Raw genomic sequence first — 16120 nt, 5'->3', positions numbered from 1 at the left:
ATTGTTTCCGTTGTCTGATGTGGTGCTTTCATCACCTCTTCACAACATAGGAGGTCAGTATGGAGTTTCGTGATTACCCGCAGGTTGCTCAGGAGTTTATGAATCAGGAGCACGAGGAGTTTGTCCGGCTGCTGAACAAGGCCGAGCAGAAGTTGTTGATGGGCGGTAAATTCGGTAAGCACCTGAAGAAGCTCTACAAGCATTGTGTCGAACACTTTGCTCATGAAGAAGCAGAGATGCTGGCGAATAACTTTCCTCCTTATCCGATGCACAAGCAGGAGCACGAGCGGGTATTACAGCTGTTTCGTGACCAGATGGAGCACTACGAAAAAAACCAGGACGATGAAGCGGCACTGGAGTTTATTGAAGAAACCGTGCCGCAGTGGTTTATCATGCATCTGAATACTATGGACAAGGTAACGGCTCAGTTTTTATATCAACGAAAAGGACGTGCTGCCTGATTGTTGCCAGGGCTGTCATCTGTCAGAAAAAAAACGCTGCAACCGCAGTGTTTTTTATGGTCGGCGAATAGTGAGCGAAAGTATGTGTTGCTCGCCCGGTGCCAGTGAGATGCTGTCATCCATCACATTGGCTGTTTCGATACAAAGCATGCGTTGGTAAGCCTGATGATCAAACTGGCTGAGTCGCTTCGACTTATTGATCCACGGGTTCCACACAACACAGGAGTGGCTGCCTTGTGAAAGCAGCAAGGTGTGGTGCTTCGGTGTCTGAAGCTGCAATCGCTGCATTAAGGGAAAGTACACCCGGTCGGTTTCTTCGGAAAAGCCCACGGCATCGGACTGTCGTGACTCGCGCCACTGGCCGTTGTCCGTGATCAGCGCGTTGGCAAATCGGGCGGAATGTAAGCCATAAATCCGGCTTTGGGTGATGTCCGCCGTTGGCAAGTAGGTGTGTAAAGCCTGGCTGAAATTCAGCGCTGTGCTATCCAGATTGGTTGTACATAGAGACAGCTCGCACTGGTTCGCTTTAAAAACAAACTCTGCGGTGAGTCTGGCTTTTCCCTGCCAATCTGCACGATTTTCTGCCGTAAAAGACAAAGTCACCGCAACCTGATGGCAGGTTTCCATAACACTCTCCAGTTGCCAGATTTCATTTCGGGCAAAGCCGTGAGCGGCTGCTTTCTCTGTATGAGGAATATGTTGGCGAACCGTTGCCGGGTTTTTATCCGCATCACCAAACCATGGCCAGCAAACAGGAATACCGCCACGCAAAGATTTGGTGGCTACGTATTCGGCCTTATCGCTCAGCCATACCCAGCTTTCCGCTGAATGATGTGGTTTAAAATGAATTAATTGCCCGCCTTGCAGTAACAGCTCGGCATCAAAGAATGGGTGGTGAATTTCCAGGCATTCCAGCTGGTCGCGTTGTACCAGTCGGGTAAAGGTGTAAGCAGGCATTTCTTTCCCTGATATTTTCGCTAGCGATATTGATTGTAACGGCGTCGATTATAACGGCGATGTGGTGTGTCTGTGGTGAAAAGTTTCGGCTAAATAGCGGCTAACGGAATGATCAGTCCTGATACAATATCGGCTGACCATTAACCGCTCGATGCTACGGCGACAGTATGCTCGATAAGAATCAATTAAAAACCATTTTATTAGCCAGTCTCGATCACGAGATAGAGGCGGCTTTTGCTGCTGCTCAGCAAGCACAAGAAACGGCTTCTCATGAAGATAATCAGCCGGAAAACCAATACGACACACTCAGCCTTGAAGCGGCGTATCTGGCTCATGGCCAGTCTGAACGCATTTTGCAGCTGCAGGAAGAGCGTATTGTGCTGGCCAAGTGGCCAATTCCGGAATTCTCAGAAGACGATGTGATCGCACTGGGTGCTTTGGTTGTTGTCGAAAATGGTAGTGATGACAGCGGCGAAGCTGAAAAAATTATCTGGATTACTCCGAAGGGAGGGCGCTCAATTGAGTGTCGGGGGAAAACCATTCTGGTGGTCAGCCCGGATGCTCCTTTGGCTAAACAATTAGTTGGGTTATCAGAAGGGGATGAAATCATCCTGGGCCAAGACAGGCCCGGAGCTCAGGCATATTGGGAGATCGTCAGTCTTGTCTGAAAATATGCATGGCATTGCTGGGCTTGGGAATACCAATGGAAGCTTGCGGGTCTACATTGCCAACCGGCCACCGTTGAATGAATTTCAGCAGTTGCGTTCCTGCGAATATTTGTTGGCCGGTGAGGTTAAGCGTATTGCCGATGAAACGGGTAATCACTGGCGGAAAATCTTTAACGTTTTTGCCAAGCTGTTATTTAAGCTGAACAGTCAGGGGTTGTCTGACTGGCGCGACTTGCGAGATCAACAGTTGTTGCAGTCGGGTTGTGACCACTGTTTACTTTTTTCGATGCCGAGTCGTTTATCAGAGGTGGAGCAATGTCCGGATAAGGGTATTGGTTTGGTTATGGGGAAGGGCTATGCCAATGAGCTGATGCAACAAGGCAGGCTACCATCGGATATTGAATGGCTGGATGATCATTTTGCGGTGTATCGTCAGCATCGCATGATTGTGTGTCCGTATTTTGATTATCGGCAATTGTCGGATGTGAGGATTGATCGATTGGTTTCACTGCTTCAGCAGTTTACCGATTAGATATTGTCTCAGGCAGCTTGTAGTTGGATGGGGAATTGGTAACACGAGCGGTCAGTCCGCTCGCGCAGTTGGTGTTTTAATTGGTTTTTGTATTTAGCACGCTTGGTTTTGTTGCTGATTTGATGAACGCCGCCTTTACGCATAATGCTGGCCTGAGCCATCGGGTTGCGTTTATGTGCTTTGTTTTTGCCCTCTGGCGGGCTGATCTTTTGTTGTTTGCCCATAATGTTCTCTAATATTTCCATTCTGTTGAAGAGCCGTAATTCGTTGACGGCCGCGTGCTATTTTCATCAAAGCCAGACTAACGTCAATGGGTGTTTGGTTAATTGACCCGGTGTTTGCGGTTTTTGCGTATTTGCCACCGGAGCTTCTGGCTATACTCTGGTTATCTCTTTGGTTGTTGTGACGTTTTTCGGGAAAATACATGGTAGATGATATTGGTGTTGTGAACCTGATAAGCCTGGTCTGGTTTCTGTTTTGTTGGGTTGCTTATTCTTTGTTTGCAAAGAGGATGGCCAAGAAGGTGGCGTCATTGTCATCGGTCTTGCACGTACATCGGATTAACTGGATGAGGCGACTGTTGCAGCGCGAAGTCCGGGTAGGTGATGCGGCACTGCTGGCAAACCTGGAGCGTAATGTTACTTTCTTCGCCTCTTCCTGTGTTCTGATTCTTGCAGGTTTGCTGGCGGCACTGACGGCTCTGGATAAGTTGCAACATATTCTGGCTGAAATTACTTTTGCCACACCTGATTCCATTCTGTCCATCGAGTTGAAAATGGTGACGCTGATTTTTGTGTTTATTTATGCATTCTTCACCTTCACCTGGTCGATGCGTCAGTTTGGTTTTGCTTCGGTGTTGGTTGGAGCTGCACCACTGCCGGATGATGATACGGTGACGGCTAATGAAAAACGCAGCTTTGCGATTTATGGTGCCAAGATCATTGACCAGGCCAGCCACAGTTATAACTATGGTTTGCGCTCTTTTTACTTTTCACTGGCATTATTAACCTGGTTTATCAGCCCATGGATTTTTATGGTTGCTGCCGCGGCGGTTGTTGGTGTTTTGTACGAGCGTGAATTTTTGTCGAACTCTCTGCAGGCGATGAAGAAAGTAGAAGGCGTTGGCGATAAGTTGTTTGAAGACGATAAGGAACTGTATCGCCGCTCTTTGGTAAAACCTGTGGCTAACAAAGAGCGGGAAAAATAATCAATACGCCGGACGATTTCCAGTGAAGTGTCCGGCGATGTGTTTATTGGTCGTCGTTAATAAATTCGGCGAGGATTTCACCACTCTTTTGGTTGATAACCAGGGCTGACAGAACCTCTGCGCGCACAGCGTGTGTTGGATGCTGGCGGTAAGTTGAGTCCAGATAGCAGCGGTCCTTCATCAAGCACAGGCGAAAACCCAGTTGGATTTTCAGGTCGCGGTTGGCGGTGTGTGGGTAGCTGACTTCCGGAGCAACTTTCCAGGAAATATCGTCGAATAATCCTTTCTCCCAGAACCATTGCGGATTTTCACTGACCAGTTGCTGGTTGTTTTTAAAATTCAGACTGGCTGCAACCCAGCGCTGGCCCTTATTTTTCAGTACGTATTTGCCCAGGCGGTTACGTTCCGTTTCTTCTTTCAGTGCAAACTCCAGCACAGACTTGGCTTTTTGGCCTGGTTGGTAAAGGGCTGATTCATCCGGGAATAACGGGCTGTATACCGCGCTGTTCGGCAGGTTGCGCATGCCGACCAGGGTGAAGCTTTGTTTAGAGCTGTTGTAATTGTATTTTGCAGGTTGCAGGTCGTAGGTCAGGTAATAGATTTTATCCGATGATAATGACTGCTCAGGTGTCGCTGAGAAGACTTGCTCGACCTGCTGGTCCGATAATTGTGTGTTGTTTTTGCTGGCATTGCGGGCGCTGGCCTGGCGATTTTCATAGCGTTGTTGGCGGCGTTCTGCCTCCAGTTGGGCCTGGCGTGCTGCTTCTTCTGCGCGTTGCGCTTCAAGTAATTGCATGCGGCGTAATTCTTCGCTGGAAGGGCCGCTACAGGCGCTGAGTAAGGCGATGACAGACATCATAAGCGCAATGCGAGACATGATTTTACCTCTGATTATGATTTTAGATTTGGATGAGTAGTGGTGTTAGCGCGCTATTATAGCGGCGTTTGCCCATCAATATGTGAACTATGCACGGTTTTCATGCGGTTGCCTCTTTATATGGACAAAACAGAGGCGCTATGCGACTCTAAGCGCGATAACGTATTACAGGTGATCGAGTGAAATATCTGCTGTGTTTTTCGCTGTTATTCCTGACAGCATGCGGCAATACCGGCATGAGCCATTTGTCCGACAAAGAACTGCGACAGCGTCACGCTAAGTGCCGTATGAGTACCGGCTTGTCTGCGCCGGAAATTCAGGTTTGTAAAAACCTGAAGCGCGAATGTGAAAACCGTGCGAAGGATGGAAATTACGCCTGTTAAAGGCTGATTCTGTTTCGGTTTGAGATGTTTTTCCATCACCAATCATTCTGGTGTATCGCCTTATTCTGTTTTTGGCGCTGAGGCTTTTAACTTGGCGTTCTTTTACCCTTCTTTCATAGGAATTATTTGGGGCTTGTAGTAGGGTACAGGCCTTATAAAAAAAATCATGTGAAGGAAACCCCCATGAAATTAATGAAGTTTGCTCCCGCGGTAATGATGGGTGCGCTGTTATTGACCGGTTGTGGTCAGGAGGAAAAAGTGAAGTTAGAGAACCATATTGATCAGGCTAGTTATGGTGTGGGTCTGAACATTGGTCGTCAGCTGTCTCGTGAAGAAGTTGAAATGAACCCGGAAGCAATTGCAGCCGGTATTAAAGATGCATTAAGCCAGGCAGAGCAGCGTATCGACGACTCTGTAATTGAAGCTGCATTCACTAAAATCCGTGAAGAACAGCAGCGTATTCAGGACGCTCTGAATGATGCAGCTGCAAAGGCGGGTGAAGAGTTCCTGGCAGAAAACGCTAAGCGTGACGGTGTTCAGGTGACTGAATCCGGTTTGCAGTACGAAGTGCTGGCATCTGGCGAAGGCGATCAGGCTAAGCCTGCGGCAACCGACACTGTACGTGTTCATTACCACGGTACTCTGGCTGATGGCACTGTGTTCGATAGCTCGGTAGAGCGTGGTGAGCCTGCTCAATTCCCGGTTAATGGTGTTATCAAAGGCTGGATCGAAGCGCTGCAAATGATGGAAGTGGGTGACAAGTGGAAGCTGGCTATCCCTGCTGACCTGGCCTACGGTGCACGCAGCCCTAGCCCGAAAATCCCGGCTAATTCGCCGCTTGTATTTGAAGTAGAACTGCTGGAAATCGTTGATAACGGTTAATTTCAGGCAGTCTGCAGAAAAGCCGCTACGTGATTACGCAGCGGCTTTTTTTGTGTCTGTTGTCAGGCCTCTACAGGCTTTTCTGTCGTTTTTGCCTCGCGCATGGCGCAATCCATATCGGTAAGAGTGCGTCGCAGGCTGTTCAGCTGGTTTTCTCCTAGTTTCATCGTCTTGCCGCAGTGGCGGCACAGCAGTTGTTTCTTGTCGAGTAATTCGGCAGCAACGGTCGATGTATTGCGATCGCAATCGGAGCAGAGTAGTGGGTATTGAATGGTTTTTGCGACGGAATGCACGGCCGGATTCTCATTGGCAAATAAAAACCATTTTTAAGGGAAAAGTATGAAGATTAAAAGACGAAAATGTTAAGACTGTCGCTTTAACGACTCAGATCAAAAAATTTGTGGATTAAGAAAAGAAGTGGCTCCCCGAGCTGGACTTGAACCAGCGACCAATAGATTAACAGTCTACTGCTCTACCGACTGAGCTATCGGGGAACATAGGTGAACACAAGGTGTTCGAAACAAATTGTTGGTCGGGGTAGAGAGATTCGAACTCCCGACATCCTGCTCCCAAAGCAGGCGCGCTACCAGACTGCGCTATACCCCGATTGTCGTTAAGATTCACAACTTCTTGTTAAGGAAGTTGGCTCCCCGAGCTGGACTTGAACCAGCGACCAATAGATTAACAGTCTACTGCTCTACCGACTGAGCTATCGGGGAATGTCTCTCAACAACGGGGCGCATTCTATGTAGTCCGCGTCGTGTCGTCAACACTTTTCTTTGAGAATATTTAAAAAAAGCTAACAAAAACAAAAAACTAGCGAAATTGATCGTGGATTGATCAGGTCTGCTGAAGAACCCTGATCAATCCATTCGCCCGGTTACGGGTTTTCTTTCTTATATACGTTTTCGAACACGTGGTTGGTTGCGTCAACAAAGCCTTCGATAGAACCGCAGTCGAAACGCTGACCACGGAACTTATAAGCCATTACACAACCTTCCTGAGCTTGTTTCATCAAGGCATCGGTAATTTGTACTTCGCCGTTCTTGCCAGGCTCGGTTTGCTCGATCTTATCGAAGATGTCAGGCGTCAGAATATAACGACCAATGATTGCCAGGTTGGATGGTGCGTCTTCTTTGGCGGGTTTTTCAACCATGTCGGTTACCCGGAACAAGCCGTTGCCCATGTCTTCTCCGGCAATAACACCGTACTTGTGAACCTGATCTTCCGGCACTTCCTGAATTGCTACCACTGAACAGCGGAACTGATTGTAGATTTTAACCATCTGAGACAGTACGCCTTCGCCATCTTCGCCTGCGACACACAGGTCATCGGCCAGCACCACGCCAAATGGCTCGTCACCCATCAGGTTACGGCCAGACAGAATTGCGTGGCCCAGGCCCATCATGTGGTTCTGGCGGGTAAACGCGAAATCGTTTTTCTCGATCAGGTCACGAATCGATGACAACAGAGGCTCCTTACTGGTGCCCTGAATCTGATGTTCCAGCTCGTAGCTGATGTCGAAGTGGTCGGCGATGGCGCGTTTACCACGGCCGGTTACGAAACCAATGGTCGTCAGACCAGCCTGGTCGGCTTCTTCAACGCCGTATTGCACCAGTGGCTTGTTTACCACGGGCAGCATTTCTTTGGGCATGGATTTGGTGGCTGGCAGGAAACGGGTACCGTAACCGGCAACAGGGAATAAACACTTGCGAATCATGTGATCCAATCCTTTGTCTTGAATGTAAATCGAGCTGATCAGACGAGAATGTATGCCTCTGATCGAAAGGTGGCAGATTATGTCAGATTTGTTGCAGTAATACGTCAGCAAGAGCAATTTTTTATGACGAATTCCAGCAAACTGATCAGCGTTGGTTGAGATTTAGCAAGTTCAGTGCCCGCTGCCGGTTAAAGTTGATGATAACGGGCCAGTGACGGTACAAATGATGCTTAAATCAGTTTTTAGGCATACAGTTAAATCATGGATGCCGCTGTAAATTGCAGAGAACGCACTGAAAGTGCACACGAGGAAAGGTGATATGCACATCGAAGCACCATTCGAACTAGTTATCTTTGGTGGGCTTGGAGATTTATCACAGCGTAAATTGCTGCCTGCTATGTATATGCTGCACAGTGATGGCCGTTTGCCGCAAGATGGCCGGATTGTTTTGATCACTCGCAGTACACTGACTCCTGAGCGCTTTCTGAATGGCATTAAGCAGGCTTTAAAGCAGCATTTAAAAGCCAGATATTTCAGCGAAGACTTATGGGCCTCATTTTCAGCTTATCTTGTTTGTCACACCATCGATCTGGCAGATGCCAGTACGTTTCAGTCATTGGCGCAGGAAACGTTGACGCCTGATTGTGACAACCGGGTATTTTACCTGGCGACTGGCTCTGATCTTTATACACCTATTTGTTCCGGTCTGGATGGCGCCGGTTTGATTCATCCGGCCGCCAAGGTGGTGATGGAAAAACCCATTGGTCACGACTACGACTCCGCTCGGGCGATTAATGAAGCCGTGGCGCGTTTCTTTAATGAAGAGCAGATTTACCGTATTGATCATTATCTCGGAAAAGAAACCGTTCAGAATTTGCTGGTGTTACGTTTTGCCAATTCTTTGTTCGAACACCAGTGGAATCATAAATACATTGATCACATTCAGATCACCATCTCCGAATCATTAGGGGTCGAGCAGCGCGCCGGATTTTATGACCATGTTGGTGCCATGCGCGATATGTTTCAGAATCACCTGCTGCAGTTGCTGTGTATTACCGCAATGGAGCCGCCGGCAAGTCTGGAGCCTGACGCCATTCGCGATGAAAAGGTCAAAGTACTGCGTTCGTTAAAAGCCATTGTGGGTGAAGGTATCAACGATAAAGTTGTACGTGGCCAATATGATGCCGGTGTATCTGAGGGGCAACCGGTACCCAGGTATCGAGATGAACCTGGTGTTGGCCGTAAAAGTGCGACGGAAACATTTGTTGCGATTAAGGTCGAAATCGATAACTGGCGTTGGGCTGGAGTGCCATTTTATTTACGCACCGGAAAACGCCTGGCGGAACGTGCCTGTGAAATTGTGGTGCACTTTAAGGAAATTCCGCACTCTATATTCCCGTTGCAGCATAAAAACACCATGGCCAATAAGTTGGTGTTTCGTTTACAACCCGACGAAGGTGTAAGGTTAATGTTGTGTGAAAAGCGGGTAGGGCCGGGAATGAACGTCCGGCCGATGAATTTAAGCCTGAATCCGGCCGATCATAAACAAACTCGTGTACCTGAAGCTTATGAAAGGTTATTGTTTGACGTTTTGGTCAGCAACGCCACATTATTTTTACGGGACGATGAGTTAATGGAAGCCTGGCGTTGGGTGGACCCGATTTTAACTTTTTGGCACGACCTGGATCAAAGGCCGGAGCCATATACTTCTGGCAGTTGGGGGCCGGCAGCCGCTACCCTGTTACTAGCCAAAGATGGTCGATTATGGGACGAAACAAATGATTAACGACAATCGTTTTTCTGATACAGAAACACTTGCTCAACAACTCGCAGATTCAGTCGCAGGCAAAATGCGGGCAGTAATCGAAGAGCGTGGCAAAGTTTCGCTGGCAGTTAGTGGTGGTAAAACGCCGGCATTGTTCTTCCAGAAATTGTCACAACAGGAACTCGACTGGGCCAAAGTTCTGGTGACTCTGGTCGATGACCGCTGGGTTGAAGACAGCGACGAAGCCAGTAATGCCAAACTGGTCAAAGATAACCTGCTGATCAATAACGCGACGCTGGCGTATTTTGTGCCTCTGAAAAACACAGAAGCCACAGCCGCAGAAGGATTAATGACCAGCGAAAACCGACTGCATGAGCAGATCGATGAGCTGGACATTGTGGTGCTGGGAATGGGGCTGGACGGCCATACTGCCTCCTGGTTCCCTGAATCGGAAGCGTTAACGGCCTGTCTTGATGAGCAGGCAGCGGCTTGCTGTTGTGCTGTGATGGACGCACCGGACTTTCCGCAGCGTATGACCATGTCTTTGTCTCTGGTGTTACGTTCGAAGAACATCTACCTGCATTTTGAAGGCGAAGACAAAAATCAGGTGTTTGAGCAGGTTTGTCACGAACACGAAAAACATAATTTAGAACAGATGCCGGTGCGCTCTGTGTTATTCCAGAGCCAGGTACCGGTGAATATCTATCGGAGTGCTTAATGTCAGAAAACCGTACTGTTGATTCCTTACCGGCTGAGATTCATCCGGTTGTTAAACAGGTTACTGAACGACTTATCAAGCGCAGTCGCGATAGCCGTCAACAGTACCTGCAACAGATTCAGCAGGCGGTTGCCCAGGGGCCGGTGCGTAACAGTTTAAGTTGTACCAATCTGGCTCATGACTTCGCTGCCGAAACCGACGCAACCAAACTGATTCTGAAGGCCGATCATCGGGCCGCCAATATCGCCATCGTTAATTCTTACAACGATGTGTTATCCGCCCACGCTCCCTATCGCGATTACCCGCAACAGATTAAAACCACCTTAGCTATTGCAGGTCATGCTGCTCAGGTCGCTGCTGGTGTCCCTGCGATGTGTGATGGTGTTACCCAGGGGCAGGATGGCATGGAGTTATCTCTGTTCAGCCGTGATGTTATTGCCATGAGTGCTGCGATTGGTTTGTCGCACCAGGTTTTTGATGGCGTTTTGATGCTGGGGATCTGCGATAAAATTGTGCCGGGCTTATTAATGGCGGCATTACGTTTTGGCCATATTCCTGCCGTGTTTGTCCCTGCCGGGCCAATGCCTTCCGGTATCAGTAACTCCGACAAAGCCAGAACCCGTCAGGCATTTGCTGCCGGAAACGTTGGTAAAGAGGAATTACTCGACAGTGAAATGGCTTCGTACCATTCACAAGGGACCTGCACGTTTTATGGGACAGCGAACTCCAATCAGATGCTGATGGAGATGATGGGGCTGCAATTGCCGGGCTCTTCGTTCGTAAACCCAAATGATCCGCTGCGCGCAAAACTGACAGCCGAAGCGTCATTGAAGGTTGCGCAGCAAACGGCACTTGAAGCCGACTTTTTACCGGTCGGTCAATTGGTGGATGAGCGGACCCTGATCAATGCCGTTGTTGGCTTACTCGCTACTGGTGGCTCGACCAACCACAGCATTCATTTGATTGCGATCGCCAGGATGGCCGGTATTCAATTGACCTGGCAGGACATGGCAGACCTATCGAATGTTGTGCCATTGCTGGCGCGGGTGTATCCCAATGGCGCGGCCGATATTAATGCTTTCCAACGCAGTGGTGGCATGGGTTTTCTGATGCGTGAACTGGCTTATGCCGGGTTATTACATACCGATGTGAACACCATCATGGGTAAAGGCTTAGCGCATTACTTTCAGGAGCCTTATGTGGATGAACATGATCAGTTGCAGTGGCGTCCTGTTGTTAGCGAAAGCCTTGATCTGACAGTGCTGGCGCCCGCCCATGCGCCTTTTATGCGCGAAGGCGGGATGAAGCTGGTAAGTGGCAACCTTGGCAACGCCATCATGAAAGTGTCCGCAGTGCCGGACGATCGCTGGGTGATTGAAGCGCCTGCGCGGGTATTTACCGATCAGAACGCGGTACTTCAGGCATATAAGAATGATGAGCTAAATGGCGATGTTGTGGTGGTATTAAAGCAGCAAGGGCCAAAAGCCAATGGCATGCCGGAGCTGCATAAATTAACGCCTGCTCTGACAAATTTACAGGAAGCCGGTTTTCAGGTGGCGCTGGTAACGGATGGTCGTTTATCGGGCGCGTCCGGTAAAGTTCCGGCAGCGATTCATTTGTCGCCGGAGGCTTGTGCGGGTGGTTATATTGCAGCGATCCGGGATGGGGATCTGATCCGCCTTGATGGTCATTCGGGCGAACTCAGTGTCCTGGATCCGGGGTTTTCCGAGCGGGTATTGGACATTCCTCCGGCAGAAAAAGCGGTGGGTCTTGGGCGCGAACTATTTCAGATGTTTCGTACAAATGTTGGCTCGGCGGAGCACGGTGCCATCAGTATCGATTTTTAATCAACACTTACGGGAACGTGGAGGACAAACGATGAAATGGGATTTATGGTTGGAACGTGCCAAACCTCTGGTGCCTGTGATTGTTATTAATGACCTTGATGATGCTGTACCGATGGCGCAGGCCCTGGTGGATGGCGGTGTACGTTTGCTGGAAGTCACTTTGCGCACCGAGCATGGTCTGGAAGCCATTCGCCTGATAAAACGAGAGGTTGCCGATGCCATTGTGGGTGTTGGTACGGTAACTAATGCCCGTCAGCTCGAAGATGCACTGAATATGGGCGCCGAGTTCGCCGTAAGCCCCGGAATATCGCAGGAGTTACTCGATTGTGCCCGCAACTGGGGCGGAGCGTATTTGCCCGGCGTGGCAACCCCAAGTGAGGTCATGCAGGCGCGCAATGCCGGATTTAAATATCAGAAGTTTTTTCCGGCAGGTGCAGCGGGTGGCATTGATATGCTGAATGCATTATCCGGCCCTTTTTATGATGTTCAGTTTTGTCCGACCGGCGGCGTAGGCAGCGATAATTACCGCCGCTACATGTCACAGAGTAATGTCTTTGCGGTGGGAGGCAGTTGGTTGACGCCTAAAGAAGCGGTTTCGGCACAAAACTGGCAAGCATTAACAGCATTAGCGATTGCCAGCTGATTCGACATTTCATACCAAGCGGCTGGCGTACAAGGAGAACTTATGTCGCAAGCTGCTTTTCAACATTTCCAGCACCGATTGACCCGCATCTATTCGTCAACGGACCAATCTCCTCAACAAATTCAGCACATTAGTGAGCGATTATTGGCTCGTTGCCAGCAATTCGTTGAGAATCAAGGAAAGGATATCGCCTTCCAGCCTGCTGCAACTGATCGTCAGCGCTGGAGTCAGGATGACGTTATTCTTATCACCTATGGCGACAGCATTCGTAAAGCAGATGCGTCCGAGCCTCCGCTGGCAACCCTGAATACGTTTTTAACCCGGCAACTACAGGGCACCGTTAACAGCGTTCATATTCTGCCATTTTTCCCATTCAGCTCCGATGATGGTTTTTCGGTTATTGATTATCGTCAGGTAAATCCGGATCTGGGAGACTGGCAGGACATTCGGGATATTGCCGAACAATTTGATCTGATGGCTGACTTGGTTATTAATCATTGCTCCCGGGAAAACCTATGGTTTATCGATTTTATTGGTAATCGTGCTCCCTATAACCAGTATTTTATTGAGGCCGATCCGGCGCTGGATTTATCTGCCGTTACCCGACCAAGAAATACACCGTTATTATCACCGGTGCATACCCATGACGGTATTAAGCACGTATGGGCGACCTTCAGCGAAGATCAGATTGATCTGAATTTTGCGAATCCGGAAGTGCTGCTGGAATTTATTGATATTTTCTTAATGTATCTTGAGCAGGGTGCCCGTTTTATTCGCCTCGATGCCATCGCTTTTTTATGGAAACAGATTGGCTCTGCTTGTTTGCATTTGCCGCAAACTCACGAGGTGGTCAAGCTGCTGCGGGATATTCTCGACTTTGTTGCACCCGATGTTGTGTTGATTACGGAAACCAACGTACCGGTGAAAGAAAATCTGAGTTATTTCGGCAACTCTGACGAAGCGCATATGGTGTATCAGTTTGGCTTACCGCCATTGGTGTTGCACGCACTTAACCGGGGAAATTCCAGCTTCCTGACCGACTGGGCGCTGAGCATTCCGAAGTTGCCGTCCGGCTGTACTTACCTGAACTTTACCGCTTCCCATGATGGTATTGGTGTGCGTCCGGTTGAGGGAATTCTGCCGGAGCGCGAAGTTCAGGATCTGATTGATTGTATGCACCGTTTTGGCGGTTTCGTGAGCATGAAAGCCAATTTCGATGGCTCTGAAAGTCCGTATGAAATTAACATTACGTTGTTCGACGCCTGTATGGGAACGCGGCGTGGAGTGGACCATTTTCAGGTACCAAGATTTATCTGCTCACAGGCGATTATGCTGGCGATGCAAGGAATTCCGGCCGTGTATATTCACAGCCTGACGGCGACACCCAATGATCTGGCTCATGTCGAACAAACCGGGCGCACGCGTTCGATTAATCGCAAAATCTGGGACGAAGAAGAGCTGCTGTGTTTGCTCAATAACCCGGTCACTCCCCAAGCTGAAGTATTTACAGAATTACGGCGAATGATCTCGATACGGCGGCAGCAGGCAGCATTTCATCCCCAGGCACGTCAGCAAGTGATTAAGATTAATTCCGACCTGTTTATTATTAAACGTACAGCCTGTGATAAATCGCAGATCATCTATGCCATCTCTAATGTGACAGAGCGTATTCTGAAATTGCCACTGGCCAGTTTAGGTTTCCTGCCGCACGGCCTGAGGGATCTATTGCAGCCGCAGGGAGATGTGATTGATCATGAATTGTTGCTGGCGCCTTATCAGAGTGTCTGGTTAGCTGAAAAAGATTAATTTGTTACCTGCGGGAACTTATATTGACGGGCAACGTCTACAATCTGTTTAGAGTTGTAAAACAAACATGAGAATCCGCATGATGAAAACAATGACAAGAACGCTGCTCGCCGCATTCAGCGCCAGTATTTTATTGCTAACCGGTTGCAGCTTTCTGGATATCAGCGCAACAGACGACGATAAACTTAAGCAAACGTCGTACTCAGATCTGGCAGAAAGCCCGGTGAAGGTGGGGAAGCCTGCGCCAACATTTACGCTACCGGATTCCGACGGCACTGCGGTTAGCCTGGCAGATGTTAATAGCGAACAACCGGTACTTTTGCTGTTTTATCGCGGTGACTGGTGCCCGTTCTGCATGAGTCAGCTGGATTCGATCAAGGGTGTGCTGCCGCAACTGAAGAAACAAGGGGTTCAGGTGATTGCCATTAGCCCGGATCAACAGGCTGCTGCCAAAAATACCCGTCGACAGTTCGGTCAGGGATTTATTTTCCTGAGTGATGTTGATTCTAAAGTAATCAGCGAGTTTGGAATTGCCCGCGACGATCAGCTGCCACATCCGGCTGTGTACCTGATTAAGCAGGGTGGGGAAGTTGCCTGGTTCTATGCCAGTGAAGATTACAAAAAACGTCCAACCGGCGAGCAGTTGATCGATATTGTGAAGAGCCGTTTATGATAATGGTCTTAAGACCATTTTATTCATAAGTTGCTACACTGGCGCTTTGTTTATTCAGAGCTGATTTTATGTCTGCCGAACGCAAGGCGCTGGTATTTGCTTTAATTGCTGTATTTCTTTGGTCCACGGTTGCCACCGCTTTTAAGTTGGCACTGGTGGAGCTTTCTCCGCGCTGGTTATTAGCCATTGCCAGCCTGGTCTCATTAATTTTCCTGTCCGGCTATTTGTTTCTGACCTCTCAGTTCTCTTCCGCGTTATCTGCCTTAAAACAATCTAAGTGGTTTTATTTGCGTCAGGGGCTGAGTAATCCACTGATTTATTATCTGATATTGTTTCAGGCGTATGATTTATTGCCCGCGCAGCAAGCACAAGCGATTAATTACACCTGGGCGTTAACCATGAGTTTGCTGGCAGTCCCTTTGTTGGGACACTCTTTGTATCGCCGGGACATAGCGGCTCTGTTGCTGGCTTATCTCGGTGTTGTGGTGATTGCCACTCAGGGTCATGTTTTTTCGCTGGAGTTCAGCAGTTTCAGTGGTGTTATGTTGGCGTTACTGAGTACCGTGGTTTGGGCTTTGTACTGGATCTGGAATACCGGAAGGAAAGAACGTCCTGAGGTGAGTTTATGGTGCGGTTTCCTTGTGGCGACGCCAATGGCTGTTCTGGTTGCTGTTGTTTGGGATGGCTGGCAAATCCAGATCGGCCAGTCGCTTTGGGCGGCCGTGTATGTTGGTTTGTTTGAAATGGGAGTAACTTTCCTGTTCTGGCAAAAAGCACTGACCTTGACCAACCGGGCGGCCTCCATCAGTTCGCTGATCTTTTTATCGCCATTTTTATCGTTGATATTTATTAATCAGATTCTGGGTGAACAGATTCACCCCGCAACCTTTGTTGGTTTGTTGTTTATTATTTCTGGTCTTGTGGTGCAGAAAATAACAGCGTCGGGCACTAAAAAGCCCGCGAAGGGTTAACCTGGCGGGC

18 protein-coding genes and 3 tRNA genes are annotated in these 16120 nt (G+C 48.8%); 13 read left to right on the top strand and 8 right to left on the bottom strand.

Annotated features, from left to right (window positions below; translation table 11 throughout):
- Positions 1-59 precede the first annotated feature (59 nt).
- Positions 60-461 carry a bacteriohemerythrin gene (locus tag ACOQOZ_RS06615; RefSeq protein ID WP_420591482.1) on the top strand — a complete coding sequence of 134 codons (402 nt, stop codon included), beginning with the start codon at positions 60-62 and terminating at the stop codon, positions 459-461.
- A gap of 54 nt (positions 462-515) precedes the next feature.
- Here the strand turns inward: ACOQOZ_RS06615 and ACOQOZ_RS06610 are convergent, their stop codons facing one another.
- On the bottom strand, positions 516-1418 hold the full coding sequence (locus ACOQOZ_RS06610; protein ID WP_420591481.1) for a D-hexose-6-phosphate mutarotase: 903 nt from the start codon (positions 1416-1418) through the stop codon (positions 516-518).
- A gap of 167 nt (positions 1419-1585) precedes the next feature.
- On the opposite strand from ACOQOZ_RS06610, the gene ACOQOZ_RS06605 reads away from it, so the two are divergent.
- The gene (locus tag ACOQOZ_RS06605) at positions 1586-2086 is read left to right on the top strand and encodes a hypothetical protein (protein ID WP_420591480.1); all 501 of its coding nucleotides are present in this window, start codon (positions 1586-1588) and stop codon (positions 2084-2086) included.
- Positions 2079-2618, top strand: coding sequence for a DUF6942 family protein (locus ACOQOZ_RS06600; protein WP_420591479.1), 540 nt, complete (start codon positions 2079-2081; stop codon positions 2616-2618). The genes ACOQOZ_RS06605 and ACOQOZ_RS06600 overlap by 8 nt, the downstream gene beginning before the upstream one ends.
- 8 nt (positions 2619-2626) lie before the next feature.
- Here the strand turns inward: ACOQOZ_RS06600 and ACOQOZ_RS06595 are convergent, their stop codons facing one another.
- Positions 2627-2863, bottom strand: coding sequence for a hypothetical protein (locus ACOQOZ_RS06595; RefSeq protein WP_420591478.1), 237 nt, complete (start codon positions 2861-2863; stop codon positions 2627-2629).
- Between the two features lie 179 nt (positions 2864-3042).
- On the opposite strand from ACOQOZ_RS06595, the gene ACOQOZ_RS06590 reads away from it, so the two are divergent.
- Positions 3043-3825 carry a DUF599 domain-containing protein gene (locus tag ACOQOZ_RS06590; RefSeq protein WP_420591477.1) on the top strand — a complete coding sequence of 261 codons (783 nt, stop codon included), beginning with the start codon at positions 3043-3045 and terminating at the stop codon, positions 3823-3825.
- A gap of 43 nt (positions 3826-3868) precedes the next feature.
- On the opposite strand, the gene ACOQOZ_RS06585 is transcribed toward ACOQOZ_RS06590, so the two are convergent.
- Positions 3869-4702, bottom strand: coding sequence for a hypothetical protein (locus ACOQOZ_RS06585; RefSeq protein WP_420591476.1), 834 nt, complete (start codon positions 4700-4702; stop codon positions 3869-3871).
- 179 nt (positions 4703-4881) lie between these two features.
- Here ACOQOZ_RS06585 and ACOQOZ_RS06580 point away from each other — a divergent pair, with 179 nt between their 5' ends.
- Positions 4882-5085 carry a hypothetical protein gene (locus tag ACOQOZ_RS06580; RefSeq protein WP_420591475.1) on the top strand — a complete coding sequence of 68 codons (204 nt, stop codon included), beginning with the start codon at positions 4882-4884 and terminating at the stop codon, positions 5083-5085.
- A 216-nt stretch (positions 5086-5301) separates the two neighbouring features.
- Positions 5302-5967, top strand: a complete 666-nt coding sequence (locus ACOQOZ_RS06575; protein WP_420592401.1) for an FKBP-type peptidyl-prolyl cis-trans isomerase — start codon at positions 5302-5304, stop codon at positions 5965-5967.
- A gap of 62 nt (positions 5968-6029) precedes the next feature.
- Here the strand turns inward: ACOQOZ_RS06575 and ACOQOZ_RS06570 are convergent, their stop codons facing one another.
- The 5 genes from ACOQOZ_RS06570 to galU form a co-directional block, all read right to left on the bottom strand.
- Complete coding sequence (locus tag ACOQOZ_RS06570; RefSeq protein WP_420591474.1) at positions 6030-6260, bottom strand: hypothetical protein; 231 nt, start codon at positions 6258-6260, stop codon at positions 6030-6032.
- 125 nt (positions 6261-6385) lie between these two features.
- Positions 6386-6461, bottom strand: a tRNA-Asn gene (locus ACOQOZ_RS06565).
- A gap of 35 nt (positions 6462-6496) precedes the next feature.
- Positions 6497-6573, bottom strand: a tRNA-Pro gene (locus ACOQOZ_RS06560).
- A gap of 37 nt (positions 6574-6610) precedes the next feature.
- Positions 6611-6686 (bottom strand) — tRNA-Asn (locus ACOQOZ_RS06555).
- 161 nt (positions 6687-6847) lie between these two features.
- On the bottom strand, positions 6848-7687 hold the full coding sequence (galU, locus tag ACOQOZ_RS06550) for a UTP--glucose-1-phosphate uridylyltransferase GalU (protein ID WP_420591473.1): 840 nt from the start codon (positions 7685-7687) through the stop codon (positions 6848-6850).
- A gap of 319 nt (positions 7688-8006) precedes the next feature.
- Between galU and zwf the strand changes: the two genes are divergently transcribed.
- The 7 genes from zwf (at position 8007) to ACOQOZ_RS06515 (ending at position 16110) form a co-directional block, all read left to right on the top strand.
- Positions 8007-9473, top strand: coding sequence for a glucose-6-phosphate dehydrogenase (gene zwf / locus ACOQOZ_RS06545; RefSeq protein ID WP_420591472.1), 1467 nt, complete (start codon positions 8007-8009; stop codon positions 9471-9473).
- Positions 9466-10170, top strand: coding sequence for a 6-phosphogluconolactonase (gene pgl / locus ACOQOZ_RS06540; RefSeq protein ID WP_420591471.1), 705 nt, complete (start codon positions 9466-9468; stop codon positions 10168-10170). The genes zwf and pgl overlap by 8 nt, the downstream gene beginning before the upstream one ends.
- Before the next feature lie 38 nt (positions 10171-10208).
- Positions 10209-12017, top strand: a complete 1809-nt coding sequence (edd, locus tag ACOQOZ_RS06535; RefSeq protein WP_420592400.1) for a phosphogluconate dehydratase — start codon at positions 10209-10211, stop codon at positions 12015-12017.
- 31 nt (positions 12018-12048) lie between these two features.
- The gene (gene eda / locus ACOQOZ_RS06530) at positions 12049-12660 is read left to right on the top strand and encodes a bifunctional 4-hydroxy-2-oxoglutarate aldolase/2-dehydro-3-deoxy-phosphogluconate aldolase (RefSeq protein ID WP_420591470.1); all 612 of its coding nucleotides are present in this window, start codon (positions 12049-12051) and stop codon (positions 12658-12660) included.
- Between the two features lie 42 nt (positions 12661-12702).
- Positions 12703-14466, top strand: coding sequence for a sugar phosphorylase (locus ACOQOZ_RS06525; RefSeq protein WP_420591469.1), 1764 nt, complete (start codon positions 12703-12705; stop codon positions 14464-14466).
- A gap of 91 nt (positions 14467-14557) precedes the next feature.
- Positions 14558-15139 carry a peroxiredoxin family protein gene (locus tag ACOQOZ_RS06520; protein WP_420591468.1) on the top strand — a complete coding sequence of 194 codons (582 nt, stop codon included), beginning with the start codon at positions 14558-14560 and terminating at the stop codon, positions 15137-15139.
- 68 nt (positions 15140-15207) lie between these two features.
- A complete protein-coding gene (locus ACOQOZ_RS06515) occupies positions 15208-16110 on the top strand; it encodes a DMT family transporter (RefSeq protein ID WP_420591467.1) in 903 nt (300 codons plus the stop codon).
- Positions 16111-16120: the final 10 nt, after the last annotated feature.

This window comes from Bacterioplanoides sp., from assembly GCF_965219715.1.
Taxonomy (GTDB): Bacteria; Pseudomonadota; Gammaproteobacteria; order Pseudomonadales; family Oceanobacteraceae; genus Bacterioplanoides.
The sequence above is the reverse complement of the archived record's forward strand: the minus strand, read 5'-3'. Positions and strand labels throughout refer to the sequence as shown.